Source organism: Salmonella sp. SAL00672 (genome assembly GCF_046552175.1).
In the GTDB taxonomy this organism is placed as follows: Bacteria; Pseudomonadota; Gammaproteobacteria; order Enterobacterales; family Enterobacteriaceae; genus Salmonella; species Salmonella enterica.
The window spans coordinates 87,471-107,092 of the sequence record NZ_JBGDUQ010000007.1 but is presented as its reverse complement, the minus strand read 5'-3'; the positions used below and the strand labels follow the sequence as shown (position 1 = coordinate 107,092).

The window sequence follows — 19,622 nt, the reverse complement described above, 5'->3', positions numbered from 1 at the left end:
CATCGGCGGTAAAAATGCGAAACGTTTCACTACCGGTACCAACGACAATTTACCGAAACCCAACCATCCCGATCACGGCTGTACAAGACAGGCGGCATAGCCTATCGTGAAATCGTTGTTGGTGGTCGGGCAATGTGTTGTGCCCCCTTTCGCTAACGAAACCCGGCAATAATTATACGTCCCAGGCGTACTGCTAACATAAGGCAACGAGATTGTCGGCCATCCGTTAGCGACTGCTATCTGCTCATCGCGCATTTTTTCCAGCACGCCTTTTGCCGGGAACCCGGCCACCCCGCCACAGTTCTTGCTCATATCATAGATAGTGCCATCGGCTTTCGTATAAACCGAAACCCAGGTTTCGTTATTTTCTTTCCGGCTATCCGTCGCGCCAGCAGGCGCTTCTTTCATTAACAAGGGTCGATGCAGCGTCACGCCATCAACCGTCAGCGTATCCGGCATATGCCCCCAGAACTCCGCGTAACTGGAGTCCGGGCTGGTAATCACGGTAAAGATCACGCCCAGCACGGTGTTGGTTGATTGCGTGACATCCCCCGTCGCGCTGGCCGTCAGCTCGGTTTTTAGCCCCACACTGCCGTCCTGGTTCACCGTAAACGTTGCCGTCCCGTCTGCCCCCGTGACGCCGCTAAACACATTGCCGGAAGCCGTCATTGATTTCGTTGTCGGCGACGGCGTCAGTTCCTGCAACGTCAAATCGTCTGCTGTAGTATTCCACGTATATTTAATGTCGAGGCGATCATTCGCATCGCCCCGTTTCAGGGTGAACGGTTCATTCGCTATGGGAACGCCCGCGCGGTTTTTCACCGTCACCGTCAAGGGAATAGCCTCGCCTTTTTTCGCCACCGCCGCGCCTTTCGCCGCATCCATCGCCGTCGAGGTTAGCGTAATGGAGGCAGGGACATTACGCGCATTGACCAGGCAGGCCTGCAGGCTGGTGGAGGTTGGCGCCGATATCTGACCGGTTTTCAGGTTTATCGCCTGGTGTGCTTTCGAGCTATTCAGATCGGCAGACCACCAGAGTTTACCGGTTTTCACCGGCCAGCCGAATTGATCCTCCAGCGCGCCGTCAGGATACAGTTGCTGTAGCGCCTTTAAGTCATTCATCAGCGGCATATACTCAACGTCGCACGCAGACTGGCCTGCCGTATACGTCTGTACGCCGGTCGGCGCCGCCCATTTTTCACCGTTCACAGTGATGTAGTTGACGCCCGACGGCGCTTCCGCCTGCAAATGCGGGCGCTGGTAGCGGAGGCCGTCCGGCCCTTCCACGGTTTCCGGCATATGCCCCCAGTAGTTGGCGCTGGCGGCGTCCGGGCTGGTAAGGACGGTAAATATCACGTCCTTACTGCTCGTTGCTGAAATGTCATTCGCAACGGTGACGCGGATGGGCGTTTTAAGACCCATGGTATTATTTTGCGACACGCTAAACGTTATTTGCCCCTGGGCGTCCGTTTGCGCATACATATAGTTATCCACCGCACCCAGCGAGTACGTCGCCGTACCGGAAGGCTGGATATTACTTAAGGTAATATCGTCCGCGTTGTTGGCGGTGTACACGCTCCCCGCACGCGTCAGCGCATCGCCGCGAGTGATTTTCACCGTCGCGTTGCTAACAGGCTGCCCGGCAGCGTTCGTCACCTTCACCGTCATGGGGATCGTTTCGCCTTTTTTCGCCACGGCCGCCGATTTGTCCGCGTTCCAGGCGTCCGTAGAGAGCGCGATATTCATCTGGCGCGGTTTGGTCAGGCAGAGCTGGTAATAGTAATTACCCGGCGTTCCCGACATGGAGTAATCTAAGCCCGTATTGAGATCGATATATTGCCAGTAAATGACTTGACCTTGCAGCCGGCTGTCGCCCGCCCACCATTTCTTCTTGACGGGTAAGCCTATGTCGGTCGTGACCTTGCCGCTGGGGTGATCGCGGTACAGCGCCTTGAGATCATCCAGCGTGGCCATCTGATTTATCGAACAGGCGCCATAATTACCGGTATCAAAATTATTCACCATAGACCAGTTTTCATTTGTCTCGAGATAACTCTTCACACTTGACGACGACGATACTTCGCTATACAGCCGCGGGCGCTCGAACTCCGCGCCGTTGCTGGCGGTGAAGGTTTCCGGCATATGGCCATACATATTGGCCTGCGGGCTGTCCGGGCTGGTCACGGTGGTGAACACCACCGGCAGCGTCGAGGTTACCGTCGGCGTGTCGCTCAGGGCTGCGGTTACCACGTTTTTCGCCCCCACCCCTACGCCCTGCTGCTCCGGCGTGAGCGTGAAGGTCGCCGTGCCGTCCGCTCCGGTTGCACTGTAAAGAGTGGCGCTACCATAGAAGAACTCTTGCGCCGAACCGGTGGGCGGCACCAGCACCATGCGGGTGTTGCCGGTAAAGGTATAGCTGGTGTTGCGCGCCGTCCCGGCGTCGCGTGCGAGCGAAAATGGCGTATAAGGCGCGGGGTTGCCCGCCGCATCGGTAGTGGTGATCACCAGCGGAATCGATTCGCTGTTTTTTACCTTCACCGCCTGGATATCGCTATCCGTCGCCAGCGTAGAAGTGAGCGTAATCCGCCCGGCCAGAGGCTGCGGCGTCGCGGAGCAAATCTGGTATTGCCTTTCGCTATCACTAATATTGGAGACCTTCCGGTGCGCATCATCATTCAGATCGACCGTGTAATAGTCATAGGGTGGCGCGCCGGGGGTGAGCGTCCCGGCGTTTGTGCCGCTCCAGTAAGAACGGATGATCGGCCAGCCCTGCGCGGTTTTTATCGCTCCGTTCGGGTATTTGCTGTACAGCGAATCCAGTTGCTCAACGGACGGAAAATACCCCTTGGGGCAGGCTTCCGGGCTAACGGTTTTGGTCGTATTCGGCCCATAGAACACTACCCAGCGTTCGTTGTCTTCCGGGTACTCCGCAGCACCGGTCTTGCTGGCCAGTTCATCGTAGAGCGACGGGCGCTTGTACACCGCGCCATCCGCCGCCGTCAGCGACGGCGCCATATGTCCCCACATGCGGGCGACACTGACATCCGGGCTGGTGACAACGGTAAAGATGGTGTCGATGCTGGCGCTCACGGCGGCATTTTCATACAGCGTGGCGGTAATGGCCGTGCGGGTGCCGTGGGTGTCCGGGCGGGTGACGCTGATGATGCGGGTGCCGTCAAGGCCGGTCTGCGACCCCATTTTGGTGGTGGTCCAGGCCAGCGATTCGCCGTCAATCACCACGGGCGTCACGATATTTTGCAAATCGGAGCCGTCCTGGGCGGTGTACTTTTCCCCTTTGCGATCGTAGCCGTCGCCGCGGGTGAGCACAAACGGCGCTTCCGGCACCGGTTTGCCGCTGGCGTCCTTCACCGTCACCTTCAACTGTAGGGTATCGCCCTTTTTCACTTTCAGCGCATGGACGCCGCTGCCATCGTACCACTGCGACGCATCGACCGGTTCAATGGTGATGGCGGCTGGCACCGGGTTATCGCTGGCCAGACAACTGGTGTAAACCGAGGTGTTGCTGCCCGGAAATTCACTACCGCTCGCCAGCGCGATCAGTTTCCAGGTGGTGGCGCTCTGGTAGGTGGACGACCAGTAGTTAATTAAGGTTGGCCAGCCCTGGATGCTTTTGATCGCGCCGCCGCTGTTGGCGCTGTATAACGCTTCAAGCTGGTCGATACGCGGCAGGCGGTTCGCCGCGCAGCCACCCGCATCCGGGTTGCCCGCGGCGTCGATATGGGCCACGCGCGTCCAGGTTTCATTGCTCTCTTCCTGAGTACGCAGTGGGCTATTTACTTCACTCGCAAGCTTAGGCCGCTCAAAGGTCCAGTCGCCGACGGCAATAGTGTCGGCCATGTGGCCCCACATTTTGGCTTTTACCGTGTCCGGGCTGGTGGCGACGGTAAACTTGACGCTGCGGGAAATCGGCGTATTGATTAATGAATCGACGGGGGCGACGCTTAGCGGCGTCAGCAGCCCCACGCCCTTATTCTGGGTGAGGATAATGGTCGCATCGCCGTTGGCGTCGGTGATCCCGTGGTAGACCTGGCCGGCAACGTAGCCCACACCGTCAAACTGCATCTCGCCGTTGCTGGGGTCGGTAAAGCCGGTCGACTGCCCGTCGCGCCGCTTGCCGTTCGCCATGGTGATGGTGAAGTCGGTATAGGCAATCGCCATGTCGTTAAGGGCGTTGCGCGAATGAACGTTTAGCTTAATCTGTTCGCCGACTTTGGCGGTTACATCAGCGTTTTTGGTCGTTGGGTCGTCGTTGAAGTAGACGTCCAGCACCGCCACCATTTCATTGGCCGAGCAGGTCAGGTAGTTCGGCTGATTGGTAAATTTGTTGCTGTCGCCGTTTGCCAGGTTGACGTGTACCGTTCCCGAGGCATCGCTGTCCGCAGCGATGAAGTAGTCTTCGGTCGGCCAGCCGTGTTCGCTTTCCATCTTGCCGCTGGGGTGCTCGCTGTATAAATGCGCCAGCGATGACTGATCCGGCACCTGGCCGACGCCGCACTGCGCGGTGGCCGACGCCACGGAGTTAAACGTCGCCCACTCTTCGTTGTTTTCGCTGAACTGACCGTCTTTATGGCTGGCTTCCACCGCCAGCAGCGGGCGCTTATACAGGTTGCCGGCATCCACCACGCCGCGCATATGGCCCCACATGTTGGCGCCGTCCACGTCCGGGCTGGTGATTACGGTGAAAATGACGCTAAAGGGCAGCTCGACGTTGCCGCCTTCATCGTCCGGCATCACGATGCGGATGGGCGTCTCGACCCCCATGCCGCTGTCGTGCTGTAGCGTCAGGTGCGCCTGACCGTTGACGTCGGTCACGCCGGTATAGTGTTCCGGCGAAGAGGCGCGCATATCTTCGGAGCTGACGGTAACCCGCTGGTTATCCCACGCGTCCTGATGCTCCCCTTTGCGGTTTTTCGCCGGGTCGATAAACAGCTCCATGTAACGGTAAGGCAGCGGTTTTTGCGTGTCTTTATCGACTACCGTCATGACCAGATCAATCGATTCCCCCACCTGCGCCTTATAAGGCCCCTCCGGAGAGAGGGTAATCTGCGGGTGCGCCGCAGGCTGGGCTTTATCCACACAGCTAACCAGCAGCGTATCGCTGTTGGGCGCTCTGACGACCGACGCGCTGTTCATATGCACGGCAGCGTGGTAGTTGCTCATCTGATCTTTGGTCGACGACCAGTATTCCGCATCGCCCGACGCCGGCCAGCCGGTGTACGTTGCCAGCGTACTATGCGCATGTCTTAGCGCCACCAGTTGTTCGGCGTCCGGCAGAACGTCGCAATGGTTATCCGCGCCGCTCCAGGTAAACTGCGCCCAGGTTTCGTTAGTATCGTTGACGCTTTTGTCAGCGTTGCCCGCCTCCACCGCCAGCTTCGGTCGAGTGAAAGTGTAGGTCGCGCCGTTCAGCGTGGCGCTGGCGCTCTCCAGCATGTGGCCGTACATGTTGGCCTGGGCGGTGTCGGGGCTGGTGATGGTGGTGAAAATAACGTCCACGCCGTCCGTCAGCGTAGGATAACTTTGCGAAGCGACGATAAGATGCGTTTTTACGCCGGGGCCTTCATCCTGCGTCACCACCACTGTGGCTTTACCCTCGGCATCGGTGACGCCGCGATACTCCGTTTGCACGGTCGTTAGCTCGGTATCGCCAACGTGCACCGGGTTAGTGTTATTGACCACACCCTGACGGTTTTTGGCATCCTCACGGCGGATAACAAACGGCGCATTTTTCACCAGTTCGCCATCACACCCTCTGGTCGTGACGGTGAGGGTGATGCTCTCTCCCACTTTCACTTTTGAGGCTTCAAAGCTGGCGTCAACATGATCGCCGCTGACCGACACGGGATGGCCGACGGCCTGAGCAATATTGACAGTCACTTTCGGGCTGAGCAACGGGATGGCCGCATTATTCGGCACGCCGGTGTGGGTATAGAGCCACAGCGCGGGGACGGTCGTTTCATCGTCTGGCTGCGGCCAGACAACCAGTTTCCGTCCGGCCAGGTTCTGGGCGCAAAAGGTCTGGTTAGGCATCGGCTGCGGCGAAAGCGGCGTGTCGGGCGTGGCGGCATCGGCCCATAACAGGCCCACGCTCGGCGGCTGTTGATTTTCCCAGGCAATGGTCGGCGGATCGCTAAAGAGATCGCCTTCGGTATCGGTGGAATTGACCGCACGCATCGAGGTTGAGGTGGCATCCGCGCTAAAATCGCGCGGCATGGCGGTAAACGCAACATCGTAGGTTTTGGTCGGGTCAAGCAGCATACTTCCCTGATACACTGGAATAATCGCGCCGTCGGCGCGGGGCACGGTGCCGTTAACTGCGGCAGTGGCTGAGTTCAATTCTTGCCAGGTCCCGCCTTTCAGTAAGGCCTGCGCAGGCGCGATCGACGCTACAAACATGATCAGTAATGTCAGTAAGAAATGTACAACTTTATTCACTTGCCGATTCCTGTCCATGAGCGATAGCCACCCGTTTTCATTCTCTGTCGTAATTCAACCCACTTTGCTTAGCGCGCGGCTAAGCAAAGTGCGCGGAAAATACCACTCCCCGCGGGGAGTGGTATGTTGAGGACAACTTATTTGCGTTTGTAGTCGATGGACAGACCAAAGCCCTGGACACCGTCGCTACCCACGGTAACGCCGCCTTCCGCACCCTCGAACGCCGCTTTCGCGTCGGCGTTGGTGACAGGGATAACAAGGTCTTTATCGTTCCAGTTTTCGTTGACGATACCGCCAGTGCCAGTACGTGCAATTGCGCTGGTGCCGACGAATTTCCAGCGGTAGTCATACTGGCTGGTAACGTCTTCACCGGTATCATAGGTACCGTTGCTGTTCTTATCGCTCCACAGCAGCACTTTATAGGTGGTGTCGGTTTTGAGCGGAGTAGAGGTACCCAGCAGGTTGGTGGTTGAGCCAGACTCATAGATAACAACATGGACGTTTTCATCCACCACCGGACCTTCCGGAATGTCGTCGCCATCCGCACCACCGCCCGCATCGGTCGACAGGTCTTTCAACAGCAGTTCGGTTGCCACGGCTGGGTCACCGGTGGTGGTGGTTGGGGTGATTTTGATACCGATATAATGGTCTGCGTCACCCGCCTGAATTTCATAGGTATCGCTGCCTTTGGTGCCAATCTCTTCGGGATTGCTACCATTCTGGTCGCTGTATCTCATCCACTGCACCGTCAGTTTCGTGGCGGCGTTGTCGACATCCAGGTCGCCTTCCGTATCGCCAATCGCCCAGTTGACCGTGACCTTATCGCCAACGTGGAACTGCTTATCGCCTTCGGTCACAATTTTACGATCGCCGCGATCGATAGTTACCGTTACGTGATCTTTGTCGGTATCCGCAGTTTTATCCGCCGCACGGGTAATCCACGGCACCGTACCCTGAATGGTGCCCGTCTGTTCAGAGACAATCTGCCACTGCCCCGATTTCAGATTACCGTTTGCCGCCACCGCCGGCGCGGCGCAATACCCGGCAACTACTAATGCTAAAGCGACCTTCGTCAGCCGCCGTTTTACTGTTGCTTGCATTCAGACTCTCCTTTTTCTCAAAATTCAGCGGCTGGCTGGTCAGCCACAACGCTGACGCTATTTCTGACTATACGTAACGCGTATGCCGTAACCCTGAACGCCATCTTCCACATTGGCGGCAAACTTCTGCGCCGCCTCTTTATTGGTTACTGGCAGAACAAGATCTTCATTTATGGTGTTGGCCAGCGCGCCGGTATGTCCGTTTGTACTCTGTCCGGTAAACTCCCACTGGTAGTCGTACAACGCCATCTCTTCTTCCGTGAGCTGCTCGGACATCTGGAATACGCCGTCTTTATTTTTGTCGCGCCACAGCAGGAAACGGTAGGTGTTATTAACCGTAGGATGTTTATCTTCTTTACCAATGAGATTGACGGGGTTGGCGGCTTTGACCTGATAAATCACCGCATTCAGCGCGCTCAGGTTGTCGCCGATAAAAGTGACATCAACGTAGTTACTGTCGCCATAGGCGTCTGCTTTCGCCTTCCAGCGGAAAGTGCCCGGCAGGGAGCTGGAAAGCGTCACCGTCCCCGCTTCTTTGTCACGGCTGGCAATAAACACGCAAGGGGTTTCCGTGGTGCAGGGCGTCTGGGCCAGCGTGACTTTTTTATCATTGCTGTCGTACAACACGGGCATCATGGCATCGTCCACCAGTTCGTTACCATTGCGATCCGTGGAGTCGCCAAAGGAGTCGGTGATCAGGAGATCCATCACCACGCCGTCTTCGCCATCGGCCAGCGCGCTGGCTTCATGGCTGTGATCGCTACGATCGGTATCGGCAATGTTGTCAACGATCAGCTCAATTTTGCGATCCTGCTGGACGGTGATTTCCACCACACCGGAGTTCTGCTTATTGCCCTTTTCGTCTTCCAGCGTCATGCGTACTTTCCAGGTGTTCAGGGCGGTGCGCTGCTCTTCGGTATCGGCGTTAACCCAGGCAGGAAGCACCAGATTCCAGCTGTTATTGTTGCCTTCGGTCAGCGCATCTGCTTTTACCACCGGCATCACCAGAGTACGGGCGGCGTTGTTTTTCGCCTGCCAGGAAGCAGAAATAATTTTGTAATGGTGGTTAATCAGCGCGTTGACCGTCCACTTACATTTCTCCAGCCCCACCGCGGCCTCAGGCGTATCTTCAATCACGCATTCCGGGTGTTCGTTGGTGGCGTCGGCCTTCAGCCACAACGTGACGTCCAGCGGATCTTTCTCGCGGTATTCGAGAATGATGAAATTGTTACGATCGACAAAATCGGTGCGGCTGCCCATTAAAGAGTGCTGGATTTTGACGTTTTCCGGATCGAGTTGCGCCGCCAGCGGCGTTCCTATCTGGTAGTTCACAGTCGCTTTAACGCTAAAATCGTTATTATCGCCAGTACCGGCTTTGTAATCCGAACCAACCGTAACCAGCGGTACCGGCGTATATTCCAGCCCCAAGGTAACGGCATGAGGATCTTTTTGTAGGTTATCGGTGCCAAACAGCGCCACTTCATCGCCGTAGTACTGTTCGTAAACTAATTTAGCGCCAAGCTGCGGATAAAAGGGCAGCCAGCTTTCCATGCGGATATCCCAACCGCGCGCGGGTCGTTCTTCATAAAAGTCGAAATCTTCGGAATCCTTCCAGTCAGAAAGAGGATGGTAATAGTTGCCGGAGAATTTCAGGTAATCCGTCCAGGCTTCGGCTCCCAGACCTAGTCGACGGTGACCGCGCGTAAAATCGTAGTCATAGAATGCGTTGCCGCCAAGCAGCCAGTTGCCGACGTTCTGGCGCACGCCAAGCCCAAAGTTACCAATGGTGCGGTCTTCTTTACGTTGGGCTGAGAGTTGGCTAAAAAGTAAGGTTTTTTCGTTATCATACCAGGGAACGAAATAATCCAGCGAACTGCCGTCCAGATCGCCGCCTTCGCCTACGGAGAGGCTGGTACGGATCTTGCCATAAGGTGACATTACGCCTTCAAGATATGACTGTGCTGATGAAGTGATTTGGTTTTGCAAATAGCTACGCGCCTGGGATTCCAGCGCTTCCGGGGTGAGATTATCAAAGCCCTGGGTGGCGGAATTAATAAAGTAGTCAGCGCCCTGTTCTTTAAAGGACTTTCCTTTATTTTCCTGTTCTTCTTTTTTCGCGGATTCGCTGGCTAAATCAGGCAGGGAGGAGTGGCTTTCATCGTTTGCAGGTACAGAGTTACCTGCGCCGGAAGCCGCAACTGATACTCCAGACACTAATAGCAAAACCAGAATGCGAATCCTTCGCACCATATGATATCCCTGTTGTTAAATAAACACGCTGCTATGAGACGATATTATATGGATGATTCATAGGGAATCATAACTAACAGGCCTAAATATATTCCTAAAAAGAAAAGTTTAATATGAAACAGACTTATAATATTGATATAATAAATAAAAAGAAAGATGTTATTTATTTTTAATATTGATTTTCGGGAATAATATTCCCTATAAATAGTTGAATCAATAAAAAGAATAAAATAGCCGCCGGGCAGGATACTATGCTGATATTACGGGAGTATCGAATAACGCTTTTGCCCTTAGCCGGATAAGACGTCGGCGCCTCTGCTCTGCGGCGCAACGTCGACAGCGGTTTTATTGATCGGAAATGACGAAATTAACCCGTTTTTTTGAAATTAAACCATGACCGTTCTGGCAAAAATAGTCCACTGCGCCGCAGGCTTTCAAAACCTGTAACGGCTGGCGGCAGTCAGGACAAAGTGCCTGTAACGAGAAATCTTTAGCGCATGTCTCGCAATGCGCAGTATCGCCATTGCGCTCCAGCGCGTGATGGCAAACGGGGCAGGTTATTTCCATAACATTCTCCTCAGGCGCATGACTCACTTTTACTTGAAAGGCCTGATAGCGCAGCGCTTGTCAGGCCTGGAATATTACTGAAAAAGCATTACTTGCTTTTCTTGATATGTTTCATCAGACGCTTACGTTTGCGCATTTGCGTTGGCGTCAGTGTGTTACGCTTGTTCGCATACGGGTTCTCCCCTTCTTTAAACTGAATGCGAATCGGCGTACCCATCACTTCCAACGACTTGCGGAAGTAGTTCATCAGATAGCGCTTATAGGAGTCTGGCAGATCTTTTACCTGGTTGCCGTGAATAACCACAATCGGCGGGTTATAGCCGCCAGCGTGGGCATATTTCAGTTTCACACGGCGACCGCGCACCAGCGGCGGCTGATGATCTTCCACCGCCATCGTCATGATACGGGTCAGCATCGCAGTGCTCACGCGGCGAGTGGAACTGTCGTAAGCCTCGCGTACGGACTCAAACAGGTTGCCGACACCGCTGCCGTGTAGCGCAGAGATAAAATGAACGCGGGCAAAATCAATAAAGCCCAGACGGAAATCCAGCGTCTCTTTCACCTGCTCTTTGACTTCCTGGCTCAGGCCATCCCATTTGTTGACTACGATAACGAGTGAGCGCCCACTATTGAGGATAAAGCCCAGCAGAGACAAATCCTGGTCGGAGATCCCCTCGCGCGCATCGATAACCAACAGTACGACGTTAGCGTCTTCAATCGCCTGCAATGTTTTAATCACCGAGAACTTTTCTACCGCATCGGTGATTTTTCCGCGCTTACGCACCCCCGCCGTGTCAATCAGCACATATTCCCGTTCGTCGCGTTCCATCGGGATATAAATGCTGTCGCGAGTGGTGCCCGGCATGTCGTATACCACCACGCGCTCTTCACCGAGAATACGGTTAGTGAGTGTGGACTTACCTACGTTCGGGCGACCGACAATCGCCAGCTTTATCGGCAGGCTTTGCGGGTCAAAATCATCTTCCGGCGCTTCTTCACCATTTTGTTCCGCCTCGAACTGCGCCCAGTATTCCGCGTCTTCATCCACCTCTTCCTGCGGCGCGACATCATCCATCCACGGCAGAAGCACATGTTCCAGTAGGCTCAATACGCCGCGACCATGTGAGGCGGCGATAGGGTAAATTTCGCCTAATCCCAGCGAGTAAAAATCGACAACCGCCTGATCGGGATCGAGACCATCCGTTTTATTCGCCACCAGGAAGGTCGGTTTTTCACGGGAGCGCAGATGTTTGGCAATCGCTTCATCCGCCGGCATCAGACCAGCGCGCGCATCTACCATGAATAACACTACATCCGCTTCTTCAATCGCCAGCAGCGACTGTTCCGCCATCCGCGTTTCGACGCCGTCTTCGGTGCCGTCAATACCGCCAGTGTCGATACAGATAAACTCGCGGCCTTCAACCTCCGCACGACCGTACTTACGGTCACGAGTCAGACCCGGGAAATCCGCAACCAGCGCATCTCGGGTGCGGGTCAGACGGTTAAATAGCGTGGATTTTCCGACGTTAGGGCGCCCGACAAGCGCGACCACAGGTACCATGTTTAAAGCCTCATTAAAAAAATCATCAGACAACGCGCGCATTTTGCGCCATTGTTAAAAACAGGAAAACGGCCCCTACACCAGGAGCCGTTTTTTAAAACGCACAACCGTGACGATTAACGCGTAATCGCGTAGACCGTACCGTCTTTGGCCTGGATGAGCAGTTTACCATCCGCCACCGTCGGTTCGGTCAGAAAACCGGAACTGTCTACTTTTTGTTGGGCCACAAAACGCCCGTCATCAACATTAATCCAGTGCAGATAACCTTCGCTATCGCCGACGACTAAATCACCATTATACAGAACCGGGGAGGTCAGCAAACGGTGCAGCAGATCGCTTTGCGTCCACAGCGTTACGCCGCCGTCAGTGGTCAGCGCCAGCACGCGATCGTTCTGATCGACCAGGTAGATACGGTCGCCGTCGACGATAAAGTCATTGACCGAACCCAGCTCGCGTTTCCACATAATCTGACCACTGCGCAGATCCAGCGCCGTTAAGTTACCATTATACGCCAACGCGTAAACAACGCCGTTTACCACAACCGGCGTGGTATCAACGTCGCTCAGACGGTCAATTTCCGTTGGGCCAGTGGCCTGGGAGATACGCTGTTGCCAAATCATCTGGCCTTGTTGCATCAGCACGGCGCTGACGCGGCCATTATCACCACCAACAATAGCCGCGCCGAACGCGGTTGCCGGCGCAGATTCGCCGCGCAGCGACAGCGAAGGCATATCCAGGTTCACCGTCCATTTAATGGCGCCATCCGCCTGATTTAGCGCCTGCAACTGACCGTTGCTGGTATGGATAAGGACGATTCCATCACTGACAACCGGACGAGACAACGCTTCGCCTGCGACCTTCGTCTGCCATGCTGTAGTGCCGTCGCTGGTATTCAGCGCATAAACCTCGGCCTTTTCACTGCCGATATAGACGTGACCGCCCGCAACAGTGACGCCGCCGGACAACAGCGCGGACGAACGAGAGAACCAGCCGTCTTTCTCGCCCAGATTCACAGACCAGATCTCTTTGCCATCATCCGCATTGAGCGCTTTTACCACGCCCGCGCGATCGGCTGCATAGACCACGTTATCTGCCATTACCGGATGAAGGTTAGAATAAAATTCGCCAATTCCGTTACCGACAGAGGTGCTCCAGACAGTGGTCGGGGTAAACTGGTTTTCAACCTGCGGTAATGGAGACATCTTGACGACATCTTCTTCGCCGCTAAACAGTGAACAGCCGCTGAGCAGGGTAACGGAAAGCAACCCTGGCAGAAGTAATTTACGCAATTGCATCGGGTCCCTCTCAGATGGACAAATTATTGATTTTCATCTGCATCATTTCGCTCAACGCCGGAGAAGCATCGCTATTGACGCCCGCTTCCCATGCGCTGCGCGCGCCTTTTTTATCACCCTTACTCAGCAACGCTTCGCCGCGCAAATCAGCGACAATGGCTGTCCATCCTTCGCCTTTAACGGCATCCAGAGTTTTCAGCGCGGCGTCGGCTTGCTTAAGCTGCAACTGAACGCGAGCGAGACGCAGATTAATCACCGCTTTGAGATTTTCATCGCTGGTGGCCGCCAACCCCTGCTGCAACTGGGCTTCGGCTTTTTTAAGTTCATTCTTATCCACAAACTGCTGCGCCAGTTCCATAGACGCCAGCGCACCATAGGTGTTTTTATTCTCAGCCGCGAATTTTTCAGCGGCGGGAATGCTATCCGGCTTATCGGCGCTTACCGCCGTCACCGCATTTTGATACGCCAGAGAAGCAGCACGCGCGGACTCCGTCTGATGGCTGCTCCAGTAACGCCAGCCAACCAGCGCGCCACCCCCTAAAATCACTCCGACAGCCAGCGCTTTGCCGTTTTCGGCAAAGAAGCGTTTAATCGCATCCACCTGGTCGTGTTCGTTCTCGTAAATTTCCACGCTGTCCTTCTCCTTAGCCCAATAAAGTGCGCAAATGCGCGGCGACGCTGTCCTGCGCCACTGCCGTTTGCTCACCGGAGCGCAAATCCTTCACTACAACAGTCCCATCGGCGACTTCAGATTCGCCAAGAACCAGTGCAATACGGGCGCCCCACTTATCGGCGCGGGCAAACTGTTTCTTAAAGTTGCCGCCGCCGTGGTTTGTCATTAGCTTCACGCCTGGCATTTCATCGCGCAGCCGCTCCGCCAGCGTCATTGCCGCAGACTGCGTTTGTGCGCCGGCAGCCACCAGGTATATATCGACAACAGGAGAGGCAATAAATTCCGGATTAACTGCCTGAACTAACAAAACAAGTCGTTCCAGGCCCATCGCAAAGCCCACTGCCGGGGTAGCGCGACCGCCCAGTTGTTCCACCAGACCGTCATAACGACCACCCGCACAGACGGTGCCTTGTGACCCCAGACTGTTTGTTACCCATTCAAATACGGTGCGGTTGTAGTAATCCAGACCGCGTACCAGACGCTGGTTGACGGTGTAGGCAATTCCCGCCGCGTCCAGCAATTTACACAGGCCGGCAAAGTGCTCGCGTGAATCGTCATCGAGATAGTCGCCGAGAGCGGGCGCGTCGTTGAGCAGCGCCTGCACGTCCGGATTTTTTGAATCCAGCACGCGCAGCGGATTGGTATACATACGGCGTTTGCAGTCTTCGTCCAGCGTCTCTTGATGCTGTTCGAGGAACGCGACCAGCGCATCGCGATAGTTCGCACGCGCCTCTAAGGAACCAATAGAGTTCAGCTCCAGGCTAACGTGTTCAGAGATGCCCAGCGCGCGCCACCAGCGTGCGGTCAGCATAATCAGTTCCGCGTCGATATCCGGGCCTTGTAAGCCAAAGACTTCGGCACCTAGCTGGTGGAACTGACGGTAGCGGCCTTTTTGCGGACGCTCATGACGGAACATCGGCCCGATATACCACAAACGCTGTTCCTGATTGTACAGGAGACCATGTTCGATGCCGGCGCGTACACAGCCCGCCGTACCTTCAGGGCGCAATGTCAGGCTATCGCCGTTACGATCCTCAAAGGTGTACATCTCTTTTTCAACCACGTCAGTAACTTCACCGATCGCGCGTTTGAATAACGGGGTCTGCTCTACAATCGGCAAGCGGATTTCACTGTAACCGTAGCTGCCGAGCACGTTTTTGAGTGTGCCTTCAATGCGCTGCCAGATGGCGGTTTCGCCAGGCAGATAATCGTTCATGCCGCGAATGGCTTGAATGTTTTTTGCCACGTTTATTCTCTTTCTGAATATAAAAATGAACCCTCAGCGCTTCCCCGAACGAACCGGGAGCCATGCGGGTTCAATCATACACGGGAAGCGCGCCGCTTCCCATCACGTTCTTATTTTTCAACCTGCAACACGTCAATCCGACGCGCTTCATCAAGTTGACTTGCTTTCGCGCGAATACGGGATTCAAGCTGCGCGATCATATCGTCGTTATCGAGTCTGTCCTTACGCACGCCGTCTTCATACAGGCCACTTTTCTTATTGCCGCCCGTCACGCCCAGCGTCGATACCAGCGCTTCGCCCGGCCCGTTCACTACGCAACCGATGATCGAGACGTCCATCGGGGTGATGATATCTTCCAGACGCTGCTCCAGCGCGTTCACCGTGCCGATAACGTCGAACTCCTGACGAGAACAGGTCGGGCAGGCGATGAAATTGATGCCGCGCGCGCGAATGCGCAGCGACTTCAGGATATCAAAACCGACTTTGATCTCTTCCACCGGGTCGGCGGCCAACGATACGCGCAGCGTGTCGCCGATGCCTTCCGATAACAGCAGACCTAAACCGATCGCCGACTTGACCGCCCCGCTACGCGCGCCGCCCGCTTCGGTGATCCCCAGATGCAGCGGCTGATCGATCTGTTTAGCCAACAAACGATAAGACTCAACGGCAAGGAATACATCGGACGCTTTTACGCTCACTTTGAACTGATCAAAGTTGAGACGATCGAGATGATCGACATGGCGCATGGCTGATTCCAGCAACGCCTGCGGCGTCGGCTCACCGTATTTTTCCTGCAGATCTTTTTCCAGCGATCCGGCGTTTACGCCGATACGGATAGGGATGTTTTTGTCGCGCGCGCAGTCCACCACCATACGAATACGTTCTTCGTTACCGATATTGCCGGGGTTGATACGCAAGCAGTCAACGCCGTATTCCGCCACCTTCAGCGCAATGCGGTAGTCGAAGTGAATATCGGCAACCAGCGGAACTGAAACCTGCTGTTTGATAAGTTTAAACGCTTCGGCGGCGTCCATTGTCGGTACAGAAACACGAACAATATCTGCGCCAACGCGTTCCAGCGCTTTGATCTGATTAACCGTCGCTTCCACGTCAGTGGTACGCGTGTTAGTCATCGACTGGACGGCGATGGGGGCGCCATCGCCAATCGGCACATTCCCAACGTAAATACGTGTCGATTTTCTACGTTGAATCGGAGCCTGGTTATGCATGAAAAATCTCCCGCGTTACCCGTCTGTTACTGCGCCGGTGTCGGTTCGGCATTAAGGGTCAGACGCGCAACCTGATTAGTTCTGATAAAGCGGCTCAGATCGACAGGTTTTCCTTGATACTGGATCTGCACCGCGGCCGGCGCGCCAATTTTAAGTTTATAAGGCGCCTGACCGGTTAGGTTTAAATTACCATCTTTACGCTGCATACCGCTAAACAGCTTCTTACCCGTGGCGTCAGTGACTTCGAGCCAGCAGTCAGCGGTAAAATTCATCACCAGCGCGTTCGGATCGGCAGCAGGCGCCGCTACGCCAGCCTGACTGGTCGGCAGCGCGGACGGCGTCTCCGTTGCCGCTGGCGCGGCAGATGTCGCAGCCGTATCGACATTCGCCTGCGAAGGCGCGACTACCGTATTTTGCGTCGCCGCCGCCGTTGGCGCTGGCGTTTGGGTCGCCGCCGTCGAATCAACCGGCGTCGCAGGCGCCGGAGCCGTTTGCGCTGGCGTCGTATCCTGGCTTGTCGCGGCACCGGTGTCCAGCGGTACGCTTTGGCCGCTGTCTTTATCTGCGTTCAGTTCAGCCGTGCTTTGATCGGCCATTGTCGTGATCTCTTCCTGCTGCGCCTTATGGTTCTGCCACCACCAGGCGCCGGTCAGCCCTACGACCACAAACAGTACCAGCCAGGTAAAAGACATTAACCAGCCGTCGCGTTTTTTACGACGCTTTCCTAATGAGAAACTCTGCATCGGGGCGACTTTAGCGGCGCGCAGCGGGGCCTGCTTTTCCAGCCCCGGCAGCAGTTCCTCTTCTGGAACATGCACCAGACGCGCATATGAGCGGATATATCCGCGCAGGAAGGTTGAAGCAAGATCGGACGGCGCCTTATCTTCTTCAATATCGCGTACCGTAGAAACCTTCAGGCAAAGTCGCTCAGCGACAGCCTGCTGGCTGAGTCCGAGTTGTTCACGGGCATTGCGCAGACGAACGCCGGTGGTTTGTGCTTCATTTTGGTCGTGCGTGGCTTCAGTATTCATTCGCTACAGCTACAGGTACGTGTAAATTAGGATTCAGGCGCCGACGAGCCGTAATGCCCGCCCACACCGCGAAACATCAGGTTAGTTAACCTTAGTCAGACAGTATAAGCCTGTCAGGCCGCAGATGACAAAACCGCTAAGACACAAGGCTAAACTCTTGTTGCACCATTACATACTGCCTTAAAGTCGACAAAAACGCACCGTTATTATTGACCAGACAAGTACAACGCCAGACATTATTCAACTGACATTGCGCCACGGTATAATGAATGCCCCGTGGCGCAACTGCTATCAAATAGCCTTGATGTCAATCACCTCTCCCTGCATACGCTTACGCAGGGTACGTTTAGTACGGTCAATCACATCGCCTGCCAACTGTCCGCATGCCGCATCAATGTCATCGCCACGCGTCTTGCGTACGATGGTCGTGAAACCATAACTCATCAAAACTTTAGAAAAGCGATCGATACGGCTGTTAGAGCTGCGGCCATACGGCGCGCCAGGGAACGGGTTCCACGGAATCAGATTAATCTTACAAGGCGTCTCTTTTAGTAGCTCCGCCAGTTGATGCGCGTGTTCAGTGCCGTCGTTGACGTGGTCAAGCATCACGTATTCAATCGTCACGCGCCCCTGATTGGCGTTGGATTTCTCCAGATAGCGGCGAACCGCGCCCAGGAACGTTTCGATATTGTATTTTTTGTTGATCGGGACGATTTCGTCGCGAATAGTGTCATTCGGCGCATGTAAGGAGATAGCCAGCGCGACATCTATCATATCGCCCAGTTTATCCAGCGCAGGCACCACGCCGGACGTTGAGAGCGTGACACGACGTTTGGACAGGCCGAAACCAAAGTCATCGAGCATAATTTCCATCGCCGGTACGACATTGGTCAGGTTAAGCAATGGCTCGCCCATCCCCATCATGACCACGTTGGTGATCGGACGCTGGCCGGTGACTTTGGCCGCGCCGACGATTTTCGCCGCACGCCAGACCTGACCGATAATTTCCGATACGCGCAGGTTGCGGTTAAAGCCCTGCTGCGCAGTTGAACAAAACTTGCACTCCAGCGCGCACCCTACCTGTGAAGAGACACACAGCGTAGCGCGGTCGTCTTCCGGGATATAGACCGTTTCAACGCGCTGATCGCCGACAGCAATCGCCCACTTAATGGTGCCGTCTGAGGAACGCTGCTCTTCAACGACCTCCGGCGCGCGGATTTCCGCGACCTCTTTTAATTTGCCGCGCAACACTTTGTTGATGTCGGTCATCTCATCAAAATTATCGCAGCAATAGTGATACATCCATTTCATCACCTGATCGGCGCGGAAAGGCTTTTCACCTAAGTTTTTAAAAAACTCGCGCATCTGCTGACGGTTGAGATCCAGCAGGTTGATTTTTGTTTCGTTGTTAAGAACTACCGGGGTACTGCTTTCAGGTGTGACAATTTGTTCAGACATATGCTATTCCGGCCTCGTTATTACACGTTATGGCCCCTGGAGGGTTGAAAAAAGAAACGCCCCGGTAAGCTTACTGCTCGTCCGGGGGCGCTGCATTGTACAAATTCTGGCGTAAGGATGCCACGTCTGCACGCGGCATTAGCAAAAATAATATTTGAACCGATAATTTATCGCCAACGCATTTACAGCGTGAAAGACGAAGGAGATTAACGGGTGCGCGGGCACACTTCGCCTTCACCGAAGAAAAAGGCGATTTCGCGCTGCGCGGATTCCAGCGAATCCGAACCGTGGGTGCCGTTTTCAGTTAAGCTATCAGCGTAGTCGGCGCGCAGCGTACCCGCCAACGCGTTCGCCGGATTGGTGGCGCCAAGCAGATCGCGGTGACGCTGTACCGCATTTTCACTTTCCAGCACGGATACCACGATAGGGCCAGAGGTCATGAACTCCACCAGACCGTCAAAGAACGGCTTGCCGTCGTGCTCAGCATAGAAGCCGCGCGCCTGCTCAACGGTCAGGTGCAGCATTTTAGTGCCAACAATTTTGAACCCTGCAGCTTCAAAGCGCGCAAAGATGCTGCCAATAACGTTTTTTGCCACCGCGTTGGGTTTAATGATGGAAAAAGTCCGTTCAATAGCCATGTTTACCTCTGAAATATGTTCTGTTGTTATGTCAGGCGCGGATTATAAAGAGCATCCCATCAATTGCCTATGGATGCAGGTAACATTTTTTTAAAATAAAATGAGCATTAGCAACAAA

At 54.9% G+C, this 19,622-nt stretch carries 12 protein-coding genes; all 12 read right to left on the bottom strand.

Features of this window, described 5'->3' with window-relative positions; translation table 11 throughout:
• Positions 1 to 72 precede the first annotated feature (72 nt).
• Positions 73 to 6,474, bottom strand: coding sequence for an adhesion domain-containing protein (locus ACLJTG_RS17095; protein ID WP_198898334.1), 6,402 nt, complete (start codon positions 6,472 to 6,474; stop codon positions 73 to 75).
• 119 nt (positions 6,475 to 6,593) lie between these two features.
• The gene (locus tag ACLJTG_RS17090; protein ID WP_023210650.1) at positions 6,594 to 7,556 is read right to left on the bottom strand and encodes a SinI family autotransporter-associated protein; all 963 of its coding nucleotides are present in this window, start codon (positions 7,554 to 7,556) and stop codon (positions 6,594 to 6,596) included.
• A 57-nt stretch (positions 7,557 to 7,613) separates the two neighbouring features.
• The gene (sinH, locus tag ACLJTG_RS17085) at positions 7,614 to 9,806 is read right to left on the bottom strand and encodes an intimin-like inverse autotransporter SinH (RefSeq protein ID WP_023193848.1); all 2,193 of its coding nucleotides are present in this window, start codon (positions 9,804 to 9,806) and stop codon (positions 7,614 to 7,616) included.
• 345 nt (positions 9,807 to 10,151) lie between these two features.
• Entirely contained in the window at positions 10,152 to 10,373 is a 222-nt protein-coding gene (locus tag ACLJTG_RS17080; protein WP_000406466.1) for a zinc ribbon domain-containing protein, read from the bottom strand.
• Positions 10,374 to 10,461: 88 nt separating this feature from the next.
• Positions 10,462 to 11,934, bottom strand: coding sequence for a ribosome biogenesis GTPase Der (gene der / locus ACLJTG_RS17075; protein ID WP_000249411.1), 1,473 nt, complete (start codon positions 11,932 to 11,934; stop codon positions 10,462 to 10,464).
• 116 nt (positions 11,935 to 12,050) lie between these two features.
• A complete protein-coding gene (bamB, locus tag ACLJTG_RS17070) occupies positions 12,051 to 13,229 on the bottom strand; it encodes an outer membrane protein assembly factor BamB (RefSeq protein WP_001177072.1) in 1,179 nt (392 codons plus the stop codon).
• Positions 13,230 to 13,239: 10 nt separating this feature from the next.
• The gene (locus tag ACLJTG_RS17065) at positions 13,240 to 13,860 is read right to left on the bottom strand and encodes a YfgM family protein (protein WP_023257542.1); all 621 of its coding nucleotides are present in this window, start codon (positions 13,858 to 13,860) and stop codon (positions 13,240 to 13,242) included.
• 13 nt (positions 13,861 to 13,873) lie between these two features.
• A complete protein-coding gene (gene hisS, locus ACLJTG_RS17060) occupies positions 13,874 to 15,148 on the bottom strand; it encodes a histidine--tRNA ligase (RefSeq protein WP_001107146.1) in 1,275 nt (424 codons plus the stop codon).
• A 110-nt stretch (positions 15,149 to 15,258) separates the two neighbouring features.
• On the bottom strand, positions 15,259 to 16,377 hold the full coding sequence (gene ispG / locus ACLJTG_RS17055; protein ID WP_000551815.1) for a flavodoxin-dependent (E)-4-hydroxy-3-methylbut-2-enyl-diphosphate synthase: 1,119 nt from the start codon (positions 16,375 to 16,377) through the stop codon (positions 15,259 to 15,261).
• A 26-nt stretch (positions 16,378 to 16,403) separates the two neighbouring features.
• Complete coding sequence (rodZ, locus tag ACLJTG_RS17050; protein ID WP_001090890.1) at positions 16,404 to 17,408, bottom strand: cytoskeleton protein RodZ; 1,005 nt, start codon at positions 17,406 to 17,408, stop codon at positions 16,404 to 16,406.
• Positions 17,409 to 17,699: 291 nt separating this feature from the next.
• Positions 17,700 to 18,866, bottom strand: coding sequence for a bifunctional tRNA (adenosine(37)-C2)-methyltransferase TrmG/ribosomal RNA large subunit methyltransferase RlmN (locus tag ACLJTG_RS17045; protein ID WP_000003206.1), 1,167 nt, complete (start codon positions 18,864 to 18,866; stop codon positions 17,700 to 17,702).
• Between the two features lie 206 nt (positions 18,867 to 19,072).
• Entirely contained in the window at positions 19,073 to 19,504 is a 432-nt protein-coding gene (gene ndk / locus ACLJTG_RS17040) for a nucleoside-diphosphate kinase (protein WP_000963846.1), read from the bottom strand.
• Positions 19,505 to 19,622: the final 118 nt, after the last annotated feature.